18 protein-coding genes are annotated in these 23,350 nt (G+C 38.6%); 6 read left to right on the top strand and 12 right to left on the bottom strand.

All coding sequences use genetic code 11. The features are described 5' to 3' along the window. The first annotated feature begins 8 nt into the window (after positions 1-8). From KSX81_RS17655 to KSX81_RS17640, 4 genes are all read left to right on the top strand, one after another. Positions 9-1,211 carry a DUF6047 family protein gene (locus tag KSX81_RS17655; protein WP_008643579.1) on the top strand — a complete coding sequence of 401 codons (1,203 nt, stop codon included), beginning with the start codon at positions 9-11 and terminating at the stop codon, positions 1,209-1,211. Next, positions 1,211-2,083, top strand: coding sequence for a hypothetical protein (locus tag KSX81_RS17650; protein WP_004318625.1), 873 nt, complete (start codon positions 1,211-1,213; stop codon positions 2,081-2,083). Before KSX81_RS17655 ends, KSX81_RS17650 begins: the two co-directional genes overlap by 1 nt. 209 nt (positions 2,084-2,292) lie before the next feature. After that, positions 2,293-4,185: a type IA DNA topoisomerase gene (locus tag KSX81_RS17645; protein ID WP_005680137.1), complete on the top strand. Its 1,893-nt coding sequence runs from the start codon at positions 2,293-2,295 to the stop codon at positions 4,183-4,185. Positions 4,186-4,196: 11 nt separating this feature from the next. Next, on the top strand, positions 4,197-4,415 hold the full coding sequence (locus tag KSX81_RS17640; protein WP_004318621.1) for a hypothetical protein: 219 nt from the start codon (positions 4,197-4,199) through the stop codon (positions 4,413-4,415). Positions 4,416-4,449: 34 nt separating this feature from the next. On the opposite strand, the gene KSX81_RS17635 is transcribed toward KSX81_RS17640, so the two are convergent. After that, on the bottom strand, positions 4,450-4,857 hold the full coding sequence (locus KSX81_RS17635; RefSeq protein WP_004311882.1) for a deaminase: 408 nt from the start codon (positions 4,855-4,857) through the stop codon (positions 4,450-4,452). A 658-nt stretch (positions 4,858-5,515) separates the two neighbouring features. Between KSX81_RS17635 and KSX81_RS17630 the strand changes: the two genes are divergently transcribed. Both KSX81_RS17630 and KSX81_RS17625 read left to right on the top strand, forming a co-directional pair. Then, positions 5,516-5,683 (top strand): helix-turn-helix domain-containing protein, encoded by a 168-nt coding sequence (locus KSX81_RS17630; RefSeq protein ID WP_008771129.1) that lies wholly within the window; start codon positions 5,516-5,518, stop codon positions 5,681-5,683. A gap of 5 nt (positions 5,684-5,688) precedes the next feature. Next, positions 5,689-6,000 carry a helix-turn-helix domain-containing protein gene (locus KSX81_RS17625; protein WP_004311879.1) on the top strand — a complete coding sequence of 104 codons (312 nt, stop codon included), beginning with the start codon at positions 5,689-5,691 and terminating at the stop codon, positions 5,998-6,000. 65 nt (positions 6,001-6,065) lie between these two features. Here the strand turns inward: KSX81_RS17625 and KSX81_RS17620 are convergent, their stop codons facing one another. The 11 genes from KSX81_RS17620 to KSX81_RS17570 all read right to left on the bottom strand — a co-directional run bounded on the left by KSX81_RS17620 (position 6,066) and on the right by KSX81_RS17570 (position 23,344). Further along, the gene (locus KSX81_RS17620) at positions 6,066-7,295 is read right to left on the bottom strand and encodes a site-specific integrase (RefSeq protein ID WP_004311878.1); all 1,230 of its coding nucleotides are present in this window, start codon (positions 7,293-7,295) and stop codon (positions 6,066-6,068) included. A 962-nt stretch (positions 7,296-8,257) separates the two neighbouring features. Then, the gene (locus tag KSX81_RS17615; protein WP_004301660.1) at positions 8,258-8,689 is read right to left on the bottom strand and encodes a DUF4369 domain-containing protein; all 432 of its coding nucleotides are present in this window, start codon (positions 8,687-8,689) and stop codon (positions 8,258-8,260) included. 216 nt (positions 8,690-8,905) lie between these two features. Next, positions 8,906-10,834 (bottom strand): transglutaminase domain-containing protein, encoded by a 1,929-nt coding sequence (locus KSX81_RS17610; RefSeq protein WP_004301658.1) that lies wholly within the window; start codon positions 10,832-10,834, stop codon positions 8,906-8,908. A 4-nt stretch (positions 10,835-10,838) separates the two neighbouring features. Next, entirely contained in the window at positions 10,839-12,848 is a 2,010-nt protein-coding gene (locus KSX81_RS17605) for an O-antigen ligase family protein (RefSeq protein ID WP_004320926.1), read from the bottom strand. After that, complete coding sequence (locus KSX81_RS17600) at positions 12,836-14,029, bottom strand: hypothetical protein (RefSeq protein ID WP_004308524.1); 1,194 nt, start codon at positions 14,027-14,029, stop codon at positions 12,836-12,838. The genes KSX81_RS17605 and KSX81_RS17600 overlap by 13 nt, the downstream gene beginning before the upstream one ends. 10 nt (positions 14,030-14,039) lie before the next feature. Further along, a complete protein-coding gene (locus KSX81_RS17595) occupies positions 14,040-16,355 on the bottom strand; it encodes a carboxypeptidase-like regulatory domain-containing protein (protein WP_004320927.1) in 2,316 nt (771 codons plus the stop codon). 110 nt (positions 16,356-16,465) lie between these two features. Beyond that, entirely contained in the window at positions 16,466-16,708 is a 243-nt protein-coding gene (locus KSX81_RS17590; RefSeq protein WP_004301649.1) for a hypothetical protein, read from the bottom strand. Positions 16,709-16,731: 23 nt separating this feature from the next. Further along, a complete protein-coding gene (locus KSX81_RS17585) occupies positions 16,732-18,072 on the bottom strand; it encodes a radical SAM/SPASM domain-containing protein (RefSeq protein WP_004301647.1) in 1,341 nt (446 codons plus the stop codon). 150 nt (positions 18,073-18,222) lie between these two features. After that, a complete protein-coding gene (locus tag KSX81_RS17580; protein ID WP_004301645.1) occupies positions 18,223-18,603 on the bottom strand; it encodes a hypothetical protein in 381 nt (126 codons plus the stop codon). A 32-nt stretch (positions 18,604-18,635) separates the two neighbouring features. Next, the gene (locus KSX81_RS17575) at positions 18,636-20,045 is read right to left on the bottom strand and encodes a glycoside hydrolase family 28 protein (protein ID WP_004301643.1); all 1,410 of its coding nucleotides are present in this window, start codon (positions 20,043-20,045) and stop codon (positions 18,636-18,638) included. A gap of 35 nt (positions 20,046-20,080) precedes the next feature. Then, positions 20,081-23,344 (bottom strand): DUF4450 domain-containing protein, encoded by a 3,264-nt coding sequence (locus KSX81_RS17570; RefSeq protein ID WP_004301641.1) that lies wholly within the window; start codon positions 23,342-23,344, stop codon positions 20,081-20,083. Positions 23,345-23,350: the final 6 nt, after the last annotated feature.

Raw genomic sequence — 23,350 nt, 5'->3', positions numbered from 1 at the left:
TGATTATCATGCCTGCATGGATGGAAAAAATAAAAGATACATTCACCGCTAAAGCGGATTTAAAGAGCCTGTTTATTGTGTTACAGCCGGATAATCAAGTCTCGACTGTCATGGTCGTGTCGTATGTTCCGACGGATAAGGACTCTTTTCAGGTATTTATGGATCTGACCGCCCGGATTGCTATGGATCAGAAAACCATACCGGATAACTTATTGCTGCATTTTGAGGGAATACCTGCTAAAGATATTCCTTTCACCAGCGAACTACCGGCGAAAGACAGTGAGAAAGCCCTCAGTTTCATCGCCTCTTACGGAGGCATCACTGAAAACAACTCCGTACCTTTACGGAAAGCGGCTTATTTGAGAGCATGCCAAAGGGAACTGACGGCAGAGAATATCCGGGATCTGGACTACTCACCAGCTTATAAGTGCTTTATTGCACACGAAGATGCGATGGAGAAGATTGCGGCAGGAAAGCAAGCCAAACAGTTCTACACCATAGCTGAAACGGAACAAGGTGTCCGCGTATTCAATGACGGACTTTCCGGGACTATAAAGTTTCGGGATTACCTGCAATCGACAGCGGACAATTTCTACTCAAGCTCTTTGCAGGATGTGGAGTCATTGAATATTTACCGGATAGAAACCGTCTCCCGCCGGATGCTGGAACTCTCCAACGGGAATCAGACCACCATGCCGCAGGCCGGGATGGAAATTCTGGCGAATTACAAGCCGTCCGTCACTTTCGACATGCATCCTACGGGAGAAAATCTCAACCGGTTTGTCACAGCCGGCGCATTGGAACTCTCTATCCGTAACCGGAACATTATGACACTTCAGGACATAGCAGCCAGAGGATACGCCCATTTACCGGCAGACGAATCGTTTGCCTATAAAAAGGATTTCTTGTTTGTGGAGAAAGGTATCCGTGAGATTACCCGGCAAAAGGAATTGTACCGGGATTATCCTTTCTGGCAGAAGATGGATGAATTACAAAATGCTGCCAGGTCATTGGCGCAAACACTGTTAAACAGGGATGGAGTCCGGAAGAACTATCATCGGGTAAGCCCGCCTGTTGTTGTTTCTAAGAAAGGAGAAGCTCAAACAGCCGAAAAACCGCAAGACAAGCCCGGACTGTCCTGTGGCAATGAAAAGAAAAAGGTCAAGACAAAAACCGCTTCCGTTAAAAAGCAGGCGAAGCCCAAATTATAATGCATATGGAACTGATAAATAATACATTCATTCCCGAAAAAGAGATACCACGTAGCCGCAGGGCTGCCGGAAGGAAAGCATTCCTGCAAACTTTCAGAAACCTGTTTACCAGCCGGAATCATTTCAGGAGATTCATGGATACTTACCGTTTCAACACGATCCGCTGGAGCGCGTCCAACCTCCACGAACCCTCATGGGGAAAACGGATCGGATTATTCTTTCGTACCAAAAATCCAATCGCTATCCTCCGGGATGATTACCGGAGCAATCGCAGTAATCTGTTGAATAAATGGGAAACGTCCAGCCTGAACCGTATCCAGATGGAACTGGTCCGAATGGGTAGTATGCCTATTCAGAATAAGGACAGACATACTTTCAAAGCTCTGAACAGCATTGAAAAGAAAATCAAACAACTGCAGGAATATGAAGGATGTCCCGATATGAGCCATGAAAAGCAGCTTCTGGCAACATACAAGTACATTCTTTCTTCTCCTTTTGACCGGAAGTTCGGAGGATTGCCACCCGATGAGATTTGTGGGATGCTTCAGCAGAACGGACTGTCTGAATCAAACCTTCCTTACCAAAATTACGAAGGAATCCTCCAGGGCCGTGAAACAGTCATGTACGAACTGGCAACCGGAAAGAACGGGGAGAAATACCTCCAACCGGCAGATCAGGTGAAACTGAATGCGGGAATGTCAGGAATCTCAATGGATTTAATCAGCCGTTTTCCGGCAAAGGAAATACCCCTGCCGAATCTGACGGAAAGCATACAAGTATCGGAAAAGAAAGAGAAGCTCTCCATTCCCAAAGAACCGAAGAAAAGGGTACGGAAAGAAAAATCAAAGGTCAAGAGTGTAAAAATTAAATAGTCATTCATATTAAAAAAGAAAGTAACATGAAAACAATTTGTATTTGTGAGAAGCCCTCGGTGGCACGCAGCATTGCCCGGGTCCTGGGCGTAACGGAGAAACAGGAAGGATACTTGAGTGGGAACGGATATGCCGTCACATGAACTTACGGCCATCTGTTGGCATTGGCCCTGCCTCAAGACTACGGCATTGTCCATGTGGAAAAGGAGATGCTGCCTATTATTCCCGACCCGTTCAAACTGGTTGTCCGTCAGATTAAAACCGAAGATGGATACAAGGCTGATCCGACGGCTCTGAAACAATTGGAAGTAATCCGTAAACTGTTGGGTCAGGCTGATCAAGTGATATCCTGTACTGATGCAGGGCGGGAAGGAGAGTTAATTATGAGATATGTGCTTGAATATCTGGGATATCATAAGGAAACCAAACGCTTGTGGATATCTTCCATGACAGAAAAATCGATACGGGAAGGATTTGATAGCCTCAAATCAAGTAAGGAGTTTGACAACCTGTACCGTGCCGCTAAAGCCAGGAGAGAATCAGATTGGGTCGTCGGTATGAATGCCAGCCTGTCTTTGAGCATGGCTGCAGGCAAGAGTAACTATTCTCTGGGAAGAGTACAGACACCGGCACTTGGCATGATTTGCCGTCGATATCTGGACAACAGGGATTTTATAGCCAAACCCTATTATCTGCTACAGCTACGGACAACGAAAGCAGGGAAAGAACTCGTCTTAACCTGTACCGGGAAATATGATACACCGGAAAAACTCGATGTGGACCGTAAAAAAGTGTATGAAGAGACGACAGCCAAAGTGGTGCAAGTGGAGAAGAAAGAGGTTCCAGAAGAAGCTCCGCTACTTTATGACCTGACCGCCCTGCAACGAAGTGCCAATACCAAACTCGGACTGACCGCAGAACAGACGCTGAACATTGCTCAAAAATTATATGAAGGAGGCTACATTTCGTATCCCCGTACCGGATGTAGCTATATCACAGAAGACATCTTCGAACAAGTCCCTTCCCTCATCGGCCTGCTTAAGCAACATCCCCGTTTCACATGGCATGCGGAAAACCTCTGTAACCAGCCTTTAAACCGGCACTGTGTGGACGATAGCAAGATGACGGACCATCATGCGTTAATCATTACGGAGAACTATCCCCAGAGGCTTTCCCTTGACGAGCAGAATATCTATTCCATGATCGCGGGACGCATGTTGGAGGCTTTCTCCGGCAAATGCCTGAAAGAAACGGTATCCGTACAAGCGGACTGTAACGGCGTTCTTTTCGGGATAAAAGGAAGCCAAATCAAAGTTCCGGGGTGGAGAGGCATCTATAACGAACCCAGTGAGAAAGAAGAAGGAAGTCTTCTGCCCGAATTTCAGGAAGACGAAATATTGCCCGTGCTCGGTATTGATACATTGGTCAAGAAAACCAAACCGCAGCCCATATTCACTGAGGCAAGCCTGCTTGCTGCGATGGAAGGTTGTGGCAGAACATTGGACGATGAAAAGGAAAAAGAGGCAATGGAGGATTCCGGCTTGGGTACACCGGCTACACGTGCCGGAATCATCGAACTGCTCATTGCCAGACACTACGTGGAAAGAAACGGACGGTCACTGATTCCCACTCCCAAAGGACTGGAAGTATATGATATTGTAAAAGAGAAGATGATCGCCAACGTGAGCATGACCGGAGGGTGGGAATGCGCCTTGCATGAAATCGAAACCGGCAAAGTTTCCACGGAAACATTTACTCAGAGCATCAATTCCTATACCCAACAAATCACCTCGGAACTGCTTGCCCTGAAACTTAACCATCCGGACTTGCCACATTGTAACTGCCCCAAATGCGGAGCAGAAACGATTATCGTCTTTAACAAGGTCGCCAAATGCAGCGATCCCAATTGTGGGTTCCTGTTATTTAGAACGTTCAACGGCAGGGAACTGACGGATAATCAGATGCTCCTGCTGCTATCGGGGAAACGTACCGGATATCTGAAGTTTACCAGCAAGAAAGGAAAGAAGTATGAGGCATCACTCGAGCTGGATGACAATTACAGGATTGAGATGACTTTCAAGGATAATAAACCTAAAAAATAAAGAAGCGACTTATGAAAAAAGAAATGGAAGAGATACCGGATGAACTGAATCCGGACTTAATGCTGAATACGATTGCTTCCGAACTGCTGATCAAGATAGCCAAAGGGGAGATTGATATCCAGAAGCTGGTCAGGAAACAACTCTCGGACAGGGGAATCGATGACCAACGGAACTGGATAGGACCGGACAAGGCAAGAAAATATTGGGAGAAATATAAGATGCCTGTCTAAACCAAGTCAGTCAGGATAAGAAGATAATTGCAGGTTATTCAATCCGTTTGTAGGCCAGCCTGCAAATACCGGATCTGAAACATTTGTTCCCGGTCATTTCCCATGAGGAAGGACCGGGAATTTCTGTAAACAGACGTATGCCGTCCCCTTGGATATACGGTGCGACAAAAAGGATGATTTCATCCACCAACCAGTATCTGAACATGCTGCTTATAACGGAAATTGTATCCGGAGCCGCTTCTATGAAATAAATACCTTCATTTTTCTTTTTCCATTGTGTCAATGAGATGAAAGATACATCCGGCCCGAGAGTCTGTGTAGCACGTTCCCGTATTTTGGTGAGGCCATATTTGTTCGGATTATCCCACAAAGGGGAAGAAACAGTCCTGTCGAAGAGGTATCCGTCAAGAGTAGTGATTGCAAGTAATTGGAGTTTTGCCATAAGTATAATATTTAACCTATAAATATTATTCGGCAGAAGTATTTGAGAAAGCGTGGCCTTACCCAACTCCAAGACGGAGGTTCTGGTAAACCTATGAATAGTAGCTGTGTAAGCCACGCTATGACAAAGCATAGCATAAGCAATACACAAAAAGCCTCTATTCATTGAAATTTACCAGATTTCCGTCTTGAGACATTCTGCGAATGTTATGTCTATATCTAATTGGAAGGCTATTGCCTGCCATTTAAATCTATATTTCGTTCCAAAGATACTCATATTTCTGATTTCTCCGAAGAAATCCATATCATAAAGAAATGTGGCAGGGCAAAAAAGGAAAAAAGATGAAAGAGTTACCATTTGTATAAGGGATGTCGGATTTCACGACTCCCCCGTTAAATAAAAAGTATAAGAAAAGCTACGCTGACAAAAAATGACTATTAATGACTATTAACGACACTGGAAACTAAACGATTGATTTATAGTAATATTCCCTTTATCTTGCACCCAATTTCATTATTCACAATTTAATTTATAAATCATGGAACTGACAATTATCGAAACAAGTGCTTATCAGGACTTGAAGAAACAACTAAGTATGCTGTCCGTGCAAATGATGGACTTTCAAAAGAAAATAGCCCCCGTAACACCGGACAAGTGACTGGATGCGCAGGATGTGTGCCTGGCTCTCAATATTTCCAAAAGGGCACTGCAGACTTACCGGGATAACGGGCTGATTCCTTATTCTAATATCGGTGGAAAATTCTTTTATAAAGAAGTGGACATCCAGCAAATTCTGGAGGAAGGACTAATCAAAAAAAGAAAATAAAGAGTATGGCAGACATTATCACTAAAGATTCGGAAGAGTTCAAGGAACTTACCGGATGGATCAAACGGACAGGAAAAAATCTGGAGGCTGCTGCGGCACGGATACGTCCGACGATTGCAGACGAACATTATCTGAGTGGAGATGAGGTATGCCGGATGCTTCATGTTTCCAAGCGTACATTACAAACACTACGGGATGAAAAGGCAATACCTTATACCTCAATTACCTCTGTCGGGGGTAAACTGCTCTATCCGGAAAGCGGGCTATACGAGGTACTAAAAAAGAACTATAAAGATTTCAGGCGTTACTTGAAATAAGCAACCTGCCTGAATACGAAAAACACCCTTCAACATTTGCTGAAGGGTGTTTTTTCATACTTATTCTAATTGGCCAAGCGATACACGGAACCAATCTTGTCGCACATCCTATCCGTATCTTCCCCAACCTTCGGATTGATCAGTTCAGCATAGACTTGTGTGGAAAGAATCGATTTGTGTCCTAATACTTTTTGCAAAGTTTCTAACGGCATGCCTTTCAATATAGCCAAAACTGCAAAGGTATGTCTCCCGATATGAGGGGTGATATTTACATTACAATCACACTTTTTCCCTAAAACCTTAAAACTACTTTTCATGGTTTCATAATCACCGACGGGGAAAACGCAATCAGGAGAATCTTTCTTTTTGTTATCACCCTTATACTTTTCTACAAGTTCAATTGCTATAGGTAATAATTTCACGACGTATGCTACGCCTGTTTTTATACGGTTTCCCATGAGCCATGTGCCACCATCAGAATCTGTATGGATATTCTTATAAGTAATTGCTTTCAGATCTGCGAAGGCGAGGCCTGTGAAGCACATGAAAAGTAGCATGTCACGCATAGCCTGCTGACGTTTATACCTCAATTCTACATGTATAAGCCTCTGCAGTTCTTCTTCAGAGAGAAATGAACGTCTTTTATATCCCGGCTTACATCCAAAACCCGTGAAGGGATGAACTTTTATTAAACCTTTCTCTTGAGCGATATGCATTAGCCATTTCATGGTATTAACACGTCCGAATGCTGTAGAACTGGCCGAGCCGCATGTGCCCAACATCCAATTATAATAGTCTTCAATAAAATCTTTGTCAAGTTCATCAAGTGCAATGTCCTCAACATTCTTTTTGTCTTTCAAAAAAAGCAATGCGCTCTTATAATCGGCTACTAAACCAAGATAGGTGCTTTTTGCCTTTTCCTTGCCTACTTTCTCCTTGTATGACTCAAGCTGTTCCCTGAAAAGCTCCATAAGGGTGTGGGAATCTTCTTTAAAACCGACATAGCGGCTATAGACTTTCTTGGCTGTGACAAAACTGTCATGATCGCATATGTATTGGTAATGCTTGGCAATTTGGGCTTTGGCATTATCAAGTTCCTGGTTTAACATTCTAGCTTCTTCGGATTTCCCTTTAGCCCTATTAGCTTTGGCGTCCCATAAAGAAATAGACACCTCCTTCTTACAGCTAAAGCAAGCTGTGGTCTTGTTGATGGTAATACGTCCCATTACAGGTACTTTACCATTCTTAATCGATTGATTTTTAGTGTAAAACAACACTCTGAATGTACTTCTCATAACTCAACTTTTTTAGTTACAAATTTAATTACTGTTGAGGTATTTGAAGTTATGAAGAATAATGCAATATATTGAAAACTAATGCCTTATATCCGATTAGTAGGCAAATTGGAAGAGGTAACAGATAAGTAACATAACTCACTCCCAAATATGCTCTATTTAGCTTTATTCACCACATCCGATTAAAACATTAGTTTTATAACTATTTGAATTTTAATAGGTTTGCACTATATTTGCGCATCTTGAAAAAACACTTTGTTTCATGCTTTGAAACGAAGTGTTTCACACCGAGAAACGAATAGTTTCAAGCCTTGAAACTATTTTTGAAACTAATCGCCACAGGTGAAGAGGTGGTGAAGTTGTTACCCTTCACCCGCAAACTCCTTATTCATCGAAGAGACAGAGAAAAGGTGAAAGAAAACATAGAAAGATTGAAAATAAATATCCGATGAGAAAATCCATTCTATTCTGTAATAATTAAAAACCGCACCGATTAATTACTAATCCGTTAATCACTATTTAATACCTTTGTGCACCATTACGAGCTTTCCAACTAAATTTCAAAAGAGCAACTACACCCAAACTTCATATTAAGAAGAGCTATTTTGAAATAGCCTCAATGAAACGAGGGGCATTATTATGTATACTATCCAACAGAGATTTAGTCTTTTCTCTATACTCCTCCTTTTTAATAGTATAGTCCCGCCAAGCCAAAAGGATGTCCCGATCCGCTTTGGGCATTAAATTGAGAATATGCAGGCATTTGGAGAAAACAGGACTCTTTGACGCTCTTCGCCCATTCAAATAGAAAGATAACCAATATCGTACAACATTTGGATACATAGCATATTTCTCTAAGAAAATAAATTTCCCTTCCTCGGCATATGTGTATACCTCACTTAAAGATATACATTTATTATCTTTTAGAGTATCACTTTTTATTGTATCTTCTCGTTTAGTTCTTAAAGAACGCGTCTTACCAATTGTTTCCCCCGTTCAATAATATATTTGTTGTAATCGTCGTTTATAGAAGTACCTGACACATCACCATCACTTGCCCAGTCAACAACGCGCATCTGAATATTGCCAGGTTCTACTATAAAAGTTGTGCTATATTTAAGATATCTGCTTTTACTACAAAGAACTAATGCTAAAAAAGGTTCTTGATTGATCGTTCCTTCATAATGAAACACTTTATCGACCACCAATATACTGTCAATGAATGCTTGCTTTGAACGTTCATATTCACCTTGAAGAGATGAGAAATCATATAGCAATACATATTCATTATCCAAAGAATGATCAGGAAATTCACCTCTGATTGTGTATCTTTTTTGTCCATAAGATAGATGTAGCATAGATACGAAAATAAAAAAGAATAGATGTTTTATCATAATATTAGTCCAAATAAAAGTTTATCATTCACGTTGTAACAAAGAAAACCATTAATAGATTAATATAAAAACATTAACCGTATACAAATGTGTATACATTGGTAAATATACACACTTTGTATACGGTTTTTAAAGAAAGATCATTTTAAACGCAACGATTTAATAAAGTCAATAATCGTTTCATAAATAACATTCATTTTTAATAACAGATAAAGCTTACCACCACACTTGTTTACCATCTTCATAAGTAAAAATTCTCTCCTCTACACCATTGGTTAGATTATGTAAAATATATAATCGGCCAGTAGGTACATTTGAAAAATTTAAACTGAAATCGGTAGCAATCTGTTCTCCAAAAAATTTCCAAGAAGAATTGTCCCAATATTCCAAACGATATTGATTTCCCGGAACTATAAAGTTAGAATCTGTTTGAGGAACATATCTTACGCGCGTTATCTCATATGAATTATCCTTTCCTAAATCTAAACAAATATTACCTTTTTCTCCCTTATTCTTCTTAAAATAAGTATCGAAACTCCGATCCAAAGCCATCGTCCAATTTGTTTTAGTTTGCTTTATTGGTTCTCCGCTAAATCCACCTGTCAATAGAACTTCAACATTTGTCCCTCTCTTCTTCCCATAAAATTCTATTTCAGCCAAATTACCTTCTTTCTGTTCATCAAAAACGAATCGCACATACCTGTATGGTCTATTCACTGTTACGGTTGAATCAAAAATATCTTCATTCCCTAATTCATCAATTGTTATCAAGGTCCTGCCTGAAGAGAATTCTCTATCATCTGATACTTCTATTTTAGAGCCCAATAGTCCTTTCCTAAAAGAAGAAATGCGTGTGAATTTCGGGTATTTACGAACCAACCGCATATCTACATGATTTTTTGTGTAACATTGAATCAATTTTACTTCACCACTTTTGGTTAGAACAAACGGCTCTGTAGCCGAAATAAAAGTTCCATTAACATAAAAACCAGCCATATAACATACATCGCCTATCATATTTTGAAAATGAAATACCCCATCAGTCACCTTACCAAAATCAACAGGTACCCATTTCTTATTATCAAACACACAAATAACTCCATAAGGATAGTTCTTATATTGTTTCATATCACTGCCCTTTATCTCCACATCATAGGTATTAAAATAAAGATGTGAGACATCCATGCGATTTGGATTTAGCATATAGTCAGGAACATATTTTCTCGCATTCCCATCAATAACCTGTGTTTCAAAAGTTTGCCGATAAATTTTTGCTGGTTTATAAGCCAATTTCATTTTCTTTCGATCTAATGCGTCAAAAGCAAGAAATGCTCCACTATCCTTTAGAACTGCCACCCATTCATGTCCACCAGCTCTGTTCCCCCAACAATTAACATAATCTATTGTTGCAGGAATGCCACAAGCACGTAAAGCTGCCACATAATACTCACAAAAATGACGACATGATCCTCTACGAGTTTTTTCTAATTGAGATTTAGTTAAAGATATCGCATAATTCCACATTTGCTTACTATTTTGGTATTTACGTACTTTGACAAATTCGTGATATAGATCTTTTATAATCCGACTTTCGTCAAACATAGAATCTCTTAGAGAACGCAATTCCTCGAATTGTTTTCTTCGCTCCGGCTCTATTGGCTCATTGCCAACCCGATAAGGCAATACGTATCTGCAGAATAGATTAAAATCACGCGTGATAAAATTAGGGGCTGTTTGCCATGCTTCAAAAGCCACATCAATATTATCTATTAAAAAAGATGCAGATAAAGTTTTCCTATCATATTCACGTTCAAATAGTGAAGGTTTCATTTTCCCATAAGTCTGAATTAAGGTATGCCAACATTTTTTTGCCAGTTCTGGTTCTGATGAGGTTTCTCCTTTTTTATTTAATTCATCATAAAGTGCAAAAATCGTGTCATAACGTTCAATATCCTCTTTACAATAAGCAAATTTGTCACCTATATTATCCAACAAGAATGTTGCTGCCGCTAATTTCAATGAATCATTTTGATAATGTGCTAAAACTTTCCGTGTGATAATCCTATTTCCAGAGTAGAAATATACTCCCCAGCAAATAACAGTAACACCGAGAAGCAAAAAACTTATTTTCATCAACGCTTTCATATCTTTATTCTATTTCATTCTTCAAATTTTCATTATACCACAGATTAAATAAAAAAGAGTATTGCTCATTGATTATTTTATTTATATCTTGCTCTACGGGAGGCATATAACTTCTGTCTTTAGAAAAAACACCTAATTCCATTATACTCCCTCTTTGTCGGTACAGACTAGCTTGTTCTAATTTTCCCTCTTTCTCCAATATGGAAGCTAAATTAAACCATACCCGGGATAGGTTGGGTAATTGTTTGCTAACTTCATTCAAATAGGACAGTGCTAAATCGTTTTTTCCTAATTGTAAAGCAATACTTCCCCACTTAGCTAATTCTATTACATTTAAAGGCTTTTCCTGTTTTTCTTTTAATAATCCGCCTACTACCAGCTCTGCGAATCCAGGCTCTTGTTCATTAAGTTCTTTCCAAAAAGAAGTCCCAAGAATTCGAGGATTTTGTAAGATACAAGATCTTAATTCAGTTGCAGCGTTCTCTAACTGATGCTGTTGTTTATATTGCTCATATAGTGTCCACCGGAACAATAATTTGTCAGGATAGAGTTCCGTCATTTTTCTAAGTTTATCTTCGTTGTGAACTGCATTTTCTTTTTCTGACCAGCAATATTCATAATAAGCCAGATGAACATCTAAGGGATTTTTTAATTGGGCTTGCTTTATACATGTCAACGCCTTTGGTATATTAACCTTTCGATAAGCCATAGACTGATTAACTAATCTTGCAACATCATGATTAACGTTACAATTAAATCTAAAAATATAAAATACACATATCCATGCCAAACAGGGTATAGCAGCTAAAATCTTTATATTCGATCGTTGCACAATTACTATTTCTTCTTTTTGCAGGAAAGCGATTAATATCAAAGCTGATAATCGGACACTACTGGAATCAAAGAATGTAGAAAATGTTTGTTCCCGAAGAAAAAAGGCGAACAGAAAAAGAAATAATAGCCACAAATTACGCTTCTTCGCCTTCACTAAGTAGTAAACTATGGATAAAAGAAATAATATATAAAATATCAGACCGGCATATCCGCCTTCAATACCTATCTTTAAAAATGAATTCGCAGCGTATGAAGTATAAGAGTCAACCCTTTTTTCTCCATGCAAATAATAGTCCTTTGCCAATGTGTAATTATTGAGTCCCACTCCAAAAGGATATTCTTTCAAGACATCCGTTGTTAATTGGAAGGTATTTATTCGGCTTTTCGTACTACGCTGTTGGGATACAGTCTCATTTCCATGAAGTGTTTTTTTTATTTCTGTTGAATAAAGGCAAGCAACAACTATTACTAACAAACAATAGCCTCCACCAATAATTATCTTTTTCCTTTCGAATAATTTCCTATGTTCCAGCACAATTAACAATATGATGAAAACAATACCGGCAAGATAAATACCTCGTGAGAATGAAACTAAAGCCAAACATAAGATTATTGCACCTGATAGTAAAGCTATACCTTTTATTATTTTATTCTCACTATAAATATAGACAGCCGTTATAATCCCGCCAAACAACCATTGAAGGCTACTCCATTCATTATTGGGTACTCCCAATGGTTTATATAAAAATCTGAAATCATAAAGAGAACTAAAACCCATTTCATGCACTGACACACAGAAAAGATAAAAAGAATAAAAGGCTAATGCGGATAAGACAGCAATACAAACGGTAAATGATGATAGCAATGACTGTTCTCCTTTCTTATCGTATGTGATAATATACCTCAAAAGAAAGTAATACAGGATATTTGATGTGAGTGTAATAAAAGAATACGCACTCCCTGCGAAATTAACAGTAGGTCCCATCCCTATATATGCCCATAAAAGGAGCAAACATAAATCAATGATAGTCAGTTTTATCATTTGCCTGGTTAGACAGACAGTAAGGCAAATAACCAAAAGAAAAGTACAGATAAAGTATGGATCTTGTACGTAGAAAAAACGCATAAGAAACATGAAAACCAATAAACAACAAGCTATTTTATTTATTATTTTTTCCATATTATTTTTCTTAATAACGGACTCAACATTCTATACAGCATATAAAGAAAGAAATACAAAAACACTATTTGTAAAATACATTGTTGCAGATTCCCCCAATTAGGCATTTGATGATGTGACAGATTCATTAATAATAGTTCAATTCTTTCAGGAAAAGTATGATAGAATCTAATAAAAAAAAGTGGTAGTATATACAAGAAATAAAATCCGAAAAAGAAGTTTACCACTATTGTATAGATAACCAATGCTATTTTAGTTCCTTTGGAGAGTGACATTAAGTAAGGAACTTTATTAGTATTTTTATGCCTAAATTTGTTTATCATATACAGCATCCATTCTTTTCCTTTTTGACGTAAATTGGCAACACCTAAAACATCTGTCATAATCCAATATCCATCGAATTTAAAGAATGGATTTAGTGTGAGTAGGAAATTGAAATTCATAATCAATATGATATAGCTCAATAAACTACTTTGAGAATATAAATAAATTACCAAAAATGGAATTAAAAGTAATATCTGGAAATAGACTCCTCCAACATTAACAATACATCTTTTTTTTCTTGGAAGTTTCCAGACGCTTGATACATCTGTATAAAAGACTGGTATATTAATGTACAATCCAAGCCCGATCCCTCCATGAGAAATATCAAAATAGCGACAAGCTGAAGCATGTCCTAACTCGTGAAAAAGAGAAGAAAGAATAAAAAAGAATAGTAATCCGCTTAAAATATAAATATTCAAATTTAGGTGTTCTTTACCTATTGTACTGTATTCTATAAAGTAGAGAACATCCAAAGCTATAAAAAATAATATGACGAACAATATGAACCATTTATTAAATAAAGGAGCTAACAACGAGGAACATTTGTTGATGACATTCGCTGATATGAGTTCTCTATTATACAGAAAAGACTTTCTTTTGTTAGGAAGTTCGCTCTCTTTTTCCAACTTCTTAGCAAAATCATTTAAAAACGTCAAAATCTCCTCTTTCGAAAACTTTCCATTTTGTTTAGAATATTCTTCAATACTTGCTTCTTCACAACCGTTACATTTAAAGTAGGTCAGAAGTTCAGCCACATCTTTACCTATTTCAAAGAAACGTCCCGAAACCTCCATAAGAAAAGTTTCATGAAGGGAAGAAGTTGAAAATGGCCGGATTTCTATCTCTTGTAAATTCATTTGCTTCGTTTTAATCGCTTGATATGGTTGACTGATTCGTATCTTGTATAACCGAGTTATCGAATTTATGTTTTTTCTTTCCAAAAGTGAAACGATAATTTACTGATAAGCTAATTACATGATCGCTAACACGAGGTATTCGGTTTTCATATCTTCTTTCATAACCAATTTGCTGAAGGTGCCCCTTAGAAACTGCCTTGTACGGCGTTTGCATATATAAATCAATATTCCAGTTGCTGATACTGTAACCAGCTCCGAATCCCAGCATTCCAGGAAAATGAGTCATAAGACCGGAAGTGATTTTCATATACTTTGATGGTGCCATATAGTTTACATCAAAGCTCCAACCATTATGCATATAAAAAAGAGAACAGCAAAAGAAAAAACGATCAAAAGAAAAATCTTTCCACAAGGACACATCCATGCGATCATAAATCAGCACTGGCCTTAAACTAAATATCTGGGGAATAATATCATATTGCAAAGCCAATTCATAGTGCTGACTCAAACTTTTGCTTCCATTCAAATTTTGATATACAAACATTTTCCGTTCGTCATCATAACGATATAGTTCATAGTTCTGCGGATTACTTATGTGCAAACTAGCATAAGAAAGCAATGTCCACCTGGAATTCATAGTCCAATCATAATTTAATCCTGCATTATATTGCAAATAGTCTTTTAATTTAGGATTTCCTACAAACATCTCGTATTCATTTTTTTTATATTCGTAACCGGTACGATTTGAAAGACTTATTTCTGTACTACGGACAGTTCCGGTCAACTTCAACGAATGTCCCTTATGAAGATAGGAGAGTTTCAATGAAGGTATGAAGAAAGAACTGAACACATGATTTCCATTCGTCGTAGTATATGATAAATGTTCGGCAATGCTAGCTTGTAGATTAAATTTCTTCTTAATGCGATAATTATATGTAGCATAAAAACTGGTATTACCTTTATTTAAAAAGATCTCTGAATTTTGCCCCTCTTTTGTATTTAAGTTGTTAGTATGCGTAAAATTCTGATTTAGAGTCAAACTGACAGATGATTTATTTTTGAAACTTTTACTATAGTTACAATTAAGTCTTCCATACCAACTACCTTCGGCAGTAGCATTGGCATAAGAAGACGTTATGACTTCATCCGTACGCTGCTCATACCATCGATTGTAATCGTTGTTTCCATAACTTCCATACAACTCCAATCGAAGTATCTGCCTTTTGGGAAGAGTACGATTATAGCGTAATTGTAAAGCCGGATTCAACCTAACAGTATGTTTGTATTCTTGTTTCACGAGAACAGCGGATGTATTATTATACCGTTGCCGATTCCAGTTGTCATTTTCAGACATACTCCTATTCATCCGTAAAGAAGAGTAAAATGTTTGCAACTTATCTTTATATATATAATTTAGATAAGCTTTCAGGTTATTATTATTGTTTAATGAGGGCAATTCATCGTCTGTCCGGATGATGGTTTCGTCAGGAAAATGATAAATTGTTTCGGTATATCCTTCGTCATGATTTCTAAAATGAGTATAATTGTCCGATACTGATACAGCCCATTCAGATTTTCCTTCAAAATACTGGGCAGTTCCTCGTCCAGTGCCTGTTGGTTTGTTCAATTGATGCCTTGCGTTTAAAGCGATTGTTCCTAAGTAATCCCGTTCTTTAAGTATATAATCTAATATAGTAGAAGCTTCCGGGTAATCGGAACGACCTTGAGAATAAAAATCTACACGTTTAATATCTTTTGGGTTTAGATTCTGCACTTCTTCCCGTGTTGCCTCACGTCCGTCAATACACAATAATACGTTTTCTCTATGATAAGTGATAGTTGCACTTCGAGGGTCAGCTTCCAGCCCCGGAATCATTAACGCACGCAAAGCACTGTATCCGTCATAAGAGTGTCGTAACTGCTCGCGAGTAGGGAATGCCATTATTTTGTCTTCGGTATTTATCCGATTGGGAGCTAGCACAGTTACTTCCTGCATCTGTACCACTTTCTTATCCATCGTTATTTCTCCTAAACGAATCAGGGTCTCTTTGGTCGGATTCAATACTAAAGTAGTTTCTTTATAACCTAAATAACTGATTAATAGCTTGTACTTTTGTTCCGTATGTGGAAGTTTGAGTTCAAATTCTCCTTTACTATTCGTAGTTCCCCCTACCACAAAAAGCGTGTCATTCAGATAGCAGCGTATAGTTGCAGCCACTAAGTCTTGTTTCTCTTCATCTATCAGATGCCCCTGAATTTTCAGTTCCTGTCCAAAAACAGATATAGAAAAGAGTAACATACAAACTAAAAATACATTATTTTTCATTCTATATAAAATAAAAATAGAAGTTACATATCAGTATACTCTCTCAAATCAATTGAGAGAATATACTGAAAATAGATTCAATAATTAGCTTTAATTCATTACGGAATTACCTAATCTACCGAACAATGAAATCTTCCACAATGCTCTGAACAATGGTCATCGCAATGAACGTCACAAGTAAATTCATCGCAATCTTTACCACAAGAATATGCTTCAACTCCATCAAAATCTCCAGATAGTAATCCACCGATAGCCAACGGATCGGTTTCTAACCGCTGTTCCAATTCTTCAACATAAAGAGTTGGCAACTCTACATTCAAAGAACGTAGTTCTTTTTTCTCATTTTGTTCCATAAAAATAAATTTTAATTAATATTTTATTTAATGCTTAAATAAGCCTTATTCGCAGCATTATGAACTATATCCTCCATATGCGTACAACGATGTTTCTGTAAGTTTTGTGCCGGACATCCACCGCCACACAGTAATGCGTATTTACAGCTTGCGCATATAGCATTCTCCAAAAGATAGGTCTTTCTCCAACGTTCTTCGACTTGCTCATTCCAAACAATATCATTATTCAAAGAATAATTACCTATACAATGTTCTTTTTGATTCACAGTCTCCCAGCATGTATAAATTCTACCAAATGGATCAAACACAAATCCACCCGTTTGAGCACTACAAAAAGTAGAACGAAAAGATAGAGGTTTACCTTGTTTTATCGCTGCATGAATTCTACGATATACTCCATAATCTTGGCAAGTAGATTCCAAGCCATGTTTTTTATGCCATTCTATAAAATCTTTCTGTGAGAAGTATTGATAGGCTTTTTCTGTACTATCGGAATAATTTCTTAATAATGCAGAGTTTATAGAAAATAAAGGGTTCTCTGTATAGCCCAAATCACAAAAAATCGTTTGTAATCCCTCTAAATCTTCTATATTGTTTCGATCAGCATTCACTCTAACTGAAATAGCAACTCCTTTATTCAAAGCAATTCCAATATTTTCTACAATCGTATCAAATGTAGGGTATCCTTGATAATGAATACGACGTTGATTATGACGTTCTCTAATGCCGTCTATCGTTATCTGAATAAAGCTAATATCTTCCGGCGAGAGAAGATCTTCATAATATTTCAGGTCATAACCATTAGAGATAGCAGAAAACTTAAATCCTAATTCTTTACCCTGTTCAATAATATAAGATATAATATTCTTATTTCTCTTTAATAAAGGCTCACCGCCATACAAGGTTATTGACCTTGAGCGTAGTCTTTCGTCTGGTGCTATCTGTAATATAGCTTGATAGGCTTTATCTACCATCTCTTTGGTGAACGCTGTTCCATCTTTCTGAATATCTTTTTCAAAGCAATAAGGACAACGAAAGTTACAATCATAGGTAATTAGAAAAGTAAAACCTTTACGTAGCATACTTTCTTTTCTAAAAAGTGCTGTTGCTAAACGTTTAAAGTATTCTTTTTCTTCATCTTCTGTTTGTAAAGTGATATATCCTCTTTTTTCAAGAGTATCTTTTGTACTTTCTTCACAAGGTAGCACAGCCCTATCAAAATAAGGATTTTCTATCAGAAACCTTACTATGGACTTATCTATTAAATCTATAGCACCGGTATAGCCATGTATTAATAGGCTATCGTCAGGTTCACTTTCTAATTCTATCGATATTGCATACGATGATAATCTGTATTTTTCCATAATATTAGTATGAATGAAAAATGTTTTTCAATGATAATTTGTTGCAAAAGAATACATTTCTAAGTTAAGAGAAAAATATTAACCATATACAAATGCGTATACATTTACTTATACACACATTTATATATGGTTTTACTATAAAAAAGAGAATTATTCTAAATACAATGATTTGACAAAATCTGTAATAGATTCACAAGCAACATTCATTTTTTTCTTCAATCTACTACGCCGTATTCTAAAAGAACTCTCTAAAACATGAAACAACTCTGAAATTTGAGCATTATTAAAATCAATACGTAATAAAAGAATGATATGTATATCGTCTTCCGAAAGTGCAGGATAATAATGTCTTAACTTATAGATAAAACCATCCTGATGAAGATTTATCCAAAGTTCTAATTTATTCCAATCATGATTACTTATTACAGACAGAGATGTGATATAAATTTGTGCATCATAAGCTGTTTTCCAATCATTCTGTATATTTGAAACAAAACATTGGAGTTCTTCTAAATCTTCTTTTTCATTCATATTCGGATATTCTAAATTACTACAATTATACCCTATTTCACCAATTCACCATTGATATAAAGGTTCTTAAAAGTAACATCTTTTGCCCCTTTAATATCATTTGCTCCTTTGGCTACATTATTAAAATGAGAATCCTCTACACTGATATTATATACATGTTTATCATCCTCCAATCCGATAATAAGCACACCTAATTTACTCTTCTCACAAGTTACATTCTTCAAATGCACATTACGGACAATCGGGTCAAACCCTCTCTTACATTTCTCCCGATTCTCATATTGCAGATTGATGCGAAGTACAGCTTCACGACATTGTCCTACCGTCACATTGCGTACATATACATTTTCTATAAGTCCTCCGCGGCAAGTGCTCGTCTTAATACGAATGACACGATCCAGATTCGGGCTATCCATCCGGCAGTCTTCTACAAACAAATTGCGGTAACCACCCGAAATCTCACTGCCGATCACGACTCCTCCATGTCCATTCTTCATCATACAACCGCGTACAATAATATTCTCACTGGGAATATTCCATTTACGCCCGTCTTCATTACGTCCTGATTTAATGGCAATACAATCATCACCCGTATCAAATGTACAATTCTCAATCAACACATTCTTACAAGATTCAGGATCACATCCGTCTCCGTTAGGTCCACGATTGAAAACAGTCACTCCGCTAACAATCAAGCTCTCGCAGAAAAGAGGATGAATCACCCAAAATGGAGAATTTAACAAAGTAACACCTTCAATCAAGATGGTGTGGCAGGAATGTAAGTTCAATAGCTGCGGACGCATACCATCTTCCGGCCTCATCAGACGTTTGTACACAGGAGTCGATGTTTCACCATACATCAACAGACGTTCACGACCTCCATTGCGTTGAGCCACCATGCCTTCTTTCCAACCATACTTTACGGCTCCACACATCGGCCACCAAGTTTCCATGCTACCTTGTCCATCGATAATACCTTTTCCGGTTATGGCAATATTGCTTTCACCATAAGCATAAATCAAGGGGTGAGCATTATAGCAATCAATTCCTTCCCAACGAGTTAAAACTGCAGGAAAATAAAGGCTTTGATCTGTAGAGAATTTCAAAACAGCTCCCTCTTCGAGATGGAAATTCACATTGCTCTTTAGAGTAATAGGTCCGGTATAGAAAGTACCTTTAGGAACAATTACTGTGCCACCTCCTGACAGACTGCACTGTAGAATAGCCTGATTAATGGCTTCATGGCAAGGATTAGCCTCATCATCCGTTTTTGCTCCAAAATCAGTTATAAGAAATGTTCGTTTCGGAAAAGAGGTCCGTTTAATCTGTTTTTCGATACGGGCGCTTTCTTTAAATGCTTTATCAAAATCAACAGTATTCGCAGATGTTACCTCTGCCACAAAAAGCAACATCAGTAGTAAATTAATAGTTCTTCTCATCATAATTCTTATCCTTTTATTAATATGTTATTTTTATTTTATTGCAATGTAACTCCCATCAGACCGATAACAACATCGTTTGAAAGTGTTTCCAACGTCAGATGACTTAACTCTTTGGAAGGATTCAGAGGCATGTCCAAAAGTACACCTGCTCCTCCCTCGATGGAACGTCCATAAACACCCTTTATGCCTAAGTCCTTTCCCAAATCATTGCTAACCAAACCCGTCTTAAAATGAATGCGATAAGGACGGGGAGAAACAACGGTGAATGCCTGACCATCAACATAGAAATCCTGCTCAATAGGACACCAGTTATCCGGATTCACTAATTCCAATACATCAGAAGTTCCATCTGTATAGTATACACGAACAATACCATTAGCAATGCGACACTGCATGTGGTTGGTACTGCCTGCCATCATTAAATAGGCATGAGAAGCCCGACCGGAAAGCGGAATACTTAAACTGTCGGGATAATTATCCCACAACGAAGTAAAAGCAATATTGCTTCCTTGAGCCAATGTTCGGAACGGCACACCCAGTTTGGTAGTCAGCATCTCATCACGTACCAAGGCACGCAAACCTGCATCATCAATATCAGCAGTTAATTTAGGATGGCACCACTCGCCAATGCCCTGAACAGGAAGTTGTAAAGTGGTATAAGGCGAACGGGGTGTCAGATACTCATTCCGGAAAATATCAGTCACATTCGCATTGAACAAAGAATCCATATTCATCATCCGGCACTCTGACGTATTTACCTGTGAGAAAGGAAGAATGACCGGTGATTTTTCCGATTTTGTAATCTGTACGTTTACAGGCTGCCACCATTCCATCTGTCCTTGTTTCATGCGAACAAAGAATGTATGATGCCCCAAATGATCATTGACCTTACTTTTTATTAATGTATCACTAACATTCGGCTGTATCAGCACTCCCTGCGGATCATATATTTCACCGAATACCGCCCCTAAAATGGATGGAACACGGATCTCCGCTAAAGCCTCCGCCTGTCTTTCAGGCAAAACCGGATTCAGACAGTTTCCTTCCCACACAATTTCGACAATTGCTTTTTTGGCAGAAGAAGCAGGAATAACAACCACCGGATAACCGGAAGCAGCTTCCGCAAAGCTCCAGTCAACTTCTTTCCCATTTACTTTCACAGAATGAATCCTTTCTCTCCCGACATTCACTTGTAATGTCAATGCCAAAGGTGCCTTAAAACGTTGCTCTATCCGGTAAATATCTGTATCTTTCTCCCTGACAAAGTGATAGGTTATGTCAGGCAAAGAAATAGAAGCTTTTGACCATCCTGCGGGAAATCCCGGACGAATCACCATCTTCCCGTTCAATACATCGGGTAAAATGCCATACAATCCTTGTACCAGTAATCGGGAAGCTACCCCTATCGGATCTCCAAAGTCACGATAACACTCTCCACGGGCAGCATCATAAAAGCTGACTTGCCCCAAATTGCCGGGACTGTTACCTAAGTACATGCCATCCAGAAATGAACTTTTCATCAATCGATATGCTTCCTCCGGACGTCCTGCCTGGAAATAGGCCAAAGCTGTATGCATTACCTCTGCGAAAGCCACATTATTGATACTCCAGGAATAAGGTAACCAATTGGTAGTGGCAATCGTTGCATACCCCTCTTCCAGTCCATCGGCATACACGGGGATATGTGGTATTTCCGTATCAACATACCGTGTAGCCTGATAAGCTTGAAAAGGATCAGCAACGTCGCTATCGAGTGCATGGTATATAGTCCATAATCCCGGACTTTCGTGAAGCCGGCGATGTCCCATAAAATCCTGATATTCCGCCCAACAACCTTTGCCCTGCATCCAAAGACGCTTATTCATCGCTTTCAATATTTGCTCGGCTTCGTTCTGATAAGGTGAAGGATCTTCGCCTATCAAAGAAGCAAGAAAAGCTGCCATTTTATTGGCACGGTAGTTATAAGCCGACGAATGGGTGACCGCGCCACTGTTGTAGTAAAGCGCATCACTTGCCCAAATACAAGCGTATGCATCATATAAACCATCATTGTCCGGATCATAATTTAATTTTTCCCAAGCTAGATGGCGGGTAATCACAGGCCACATTTTGCGGACATACGCAGTATCTCCCGTCCAGTTGAAGTGCCATAACAATTCATCCATGTAACAAAGATTCATGTCATAGTGGTGCATCTGGTTGTTACGTTCAGGATTCCGGCAAATATACCCATTGCTATATTGAGGAGTTCCCCAACGTTTTTCCGAACGCGCCAGATTCATTGTAGAATCTTGTGCCGGATGAGGTATTGTATTCGGGACATCAGTCACCTGACTGGCTGCATAAGCATCAAAATGAGTCCGTGCCCGGTCATGCCAACCTAAAGCATCACCAGTATATCCGGCCCTCCACCCACTTAACGGCATACGCCAGCCAATAGCACCGTGCAACCAAGCCTGTCCGTCCCAGATTCCATCGGCAGCTGCGACCAATGCACCACCCAACGTGTTCAAATAAGGGTCCGGTGTTTCTATCTTCAAATGAGAAGCCAACGCCATAGAGGCTGCCTCCGCTTGTTGATAAAGTTTACGGACATTATAGCCTTCGGGAACCTCCCCACGTACCAAGTATACTTCTTTCTGCAAAGAAAGTTCACCTGTGACAAGGTCAGTCGCTTCGGCAGGAAGTTCGAAGCAATCAGCCGGATCTACCCCCATATCTCCATTACGACTCAAACGTTTTCCGGTAGCTCCCCCATGTTGCCAACGAAGTATAGCTCCTTTAGGCATATTCGAAGGAGAAAAACGCCAAATAGCTCCATCCATATCGGCTAATGCCAATACAGAAATACGCAGTTCTCCTTTTCCCCAAGACGGGTCTGTCAAATAATAGGTACGTTTTCCAGCCGAATAACGGGATTCACAATGCCCGGTGCAGTCAAGCGCCAATTCTGTTCCGTCACGAAGAATGACTTTGAAACTTATATTTCCTCCGCGTCCGTTATTATAAAAAGCAAAAACCGGCCGGTCACTTGTTTCTACACGAAAGGGACTGTGACTACCGTACAAAGCACGGGTATACCGATTCTTACCATTGACACAAACAAACTCATCACCATCGGGACGATATTGCAACGTCCTTTTTGTACCTCGCAGATGTTCATTCAAGGAGATGGATTCTTTAAAGTCACCGATCTGCTTTGCCTCTCTTTGAGCATTTAATGGTATCGCCGGCAACATCAAGAGGCAACAAACTGTCAGCTTTCCTTTTAAAATAAGATTCAGATGAAAATAACTCATATTTTT

Origin of the sequence: Bacteroides sp. MSK.18.37 (assembly GCF_019129155.2) — a bacterium.
Taxonomy (GTDB): Bacteria; Bacteroidota; Bacteroidia; order Bacteroidales; family Bacteroidaceae; genus Bacteroides; species Bacteroides ovatus.
This window is presented reverse-complemented; position numbering and strand designations above follow the sequence as displayed.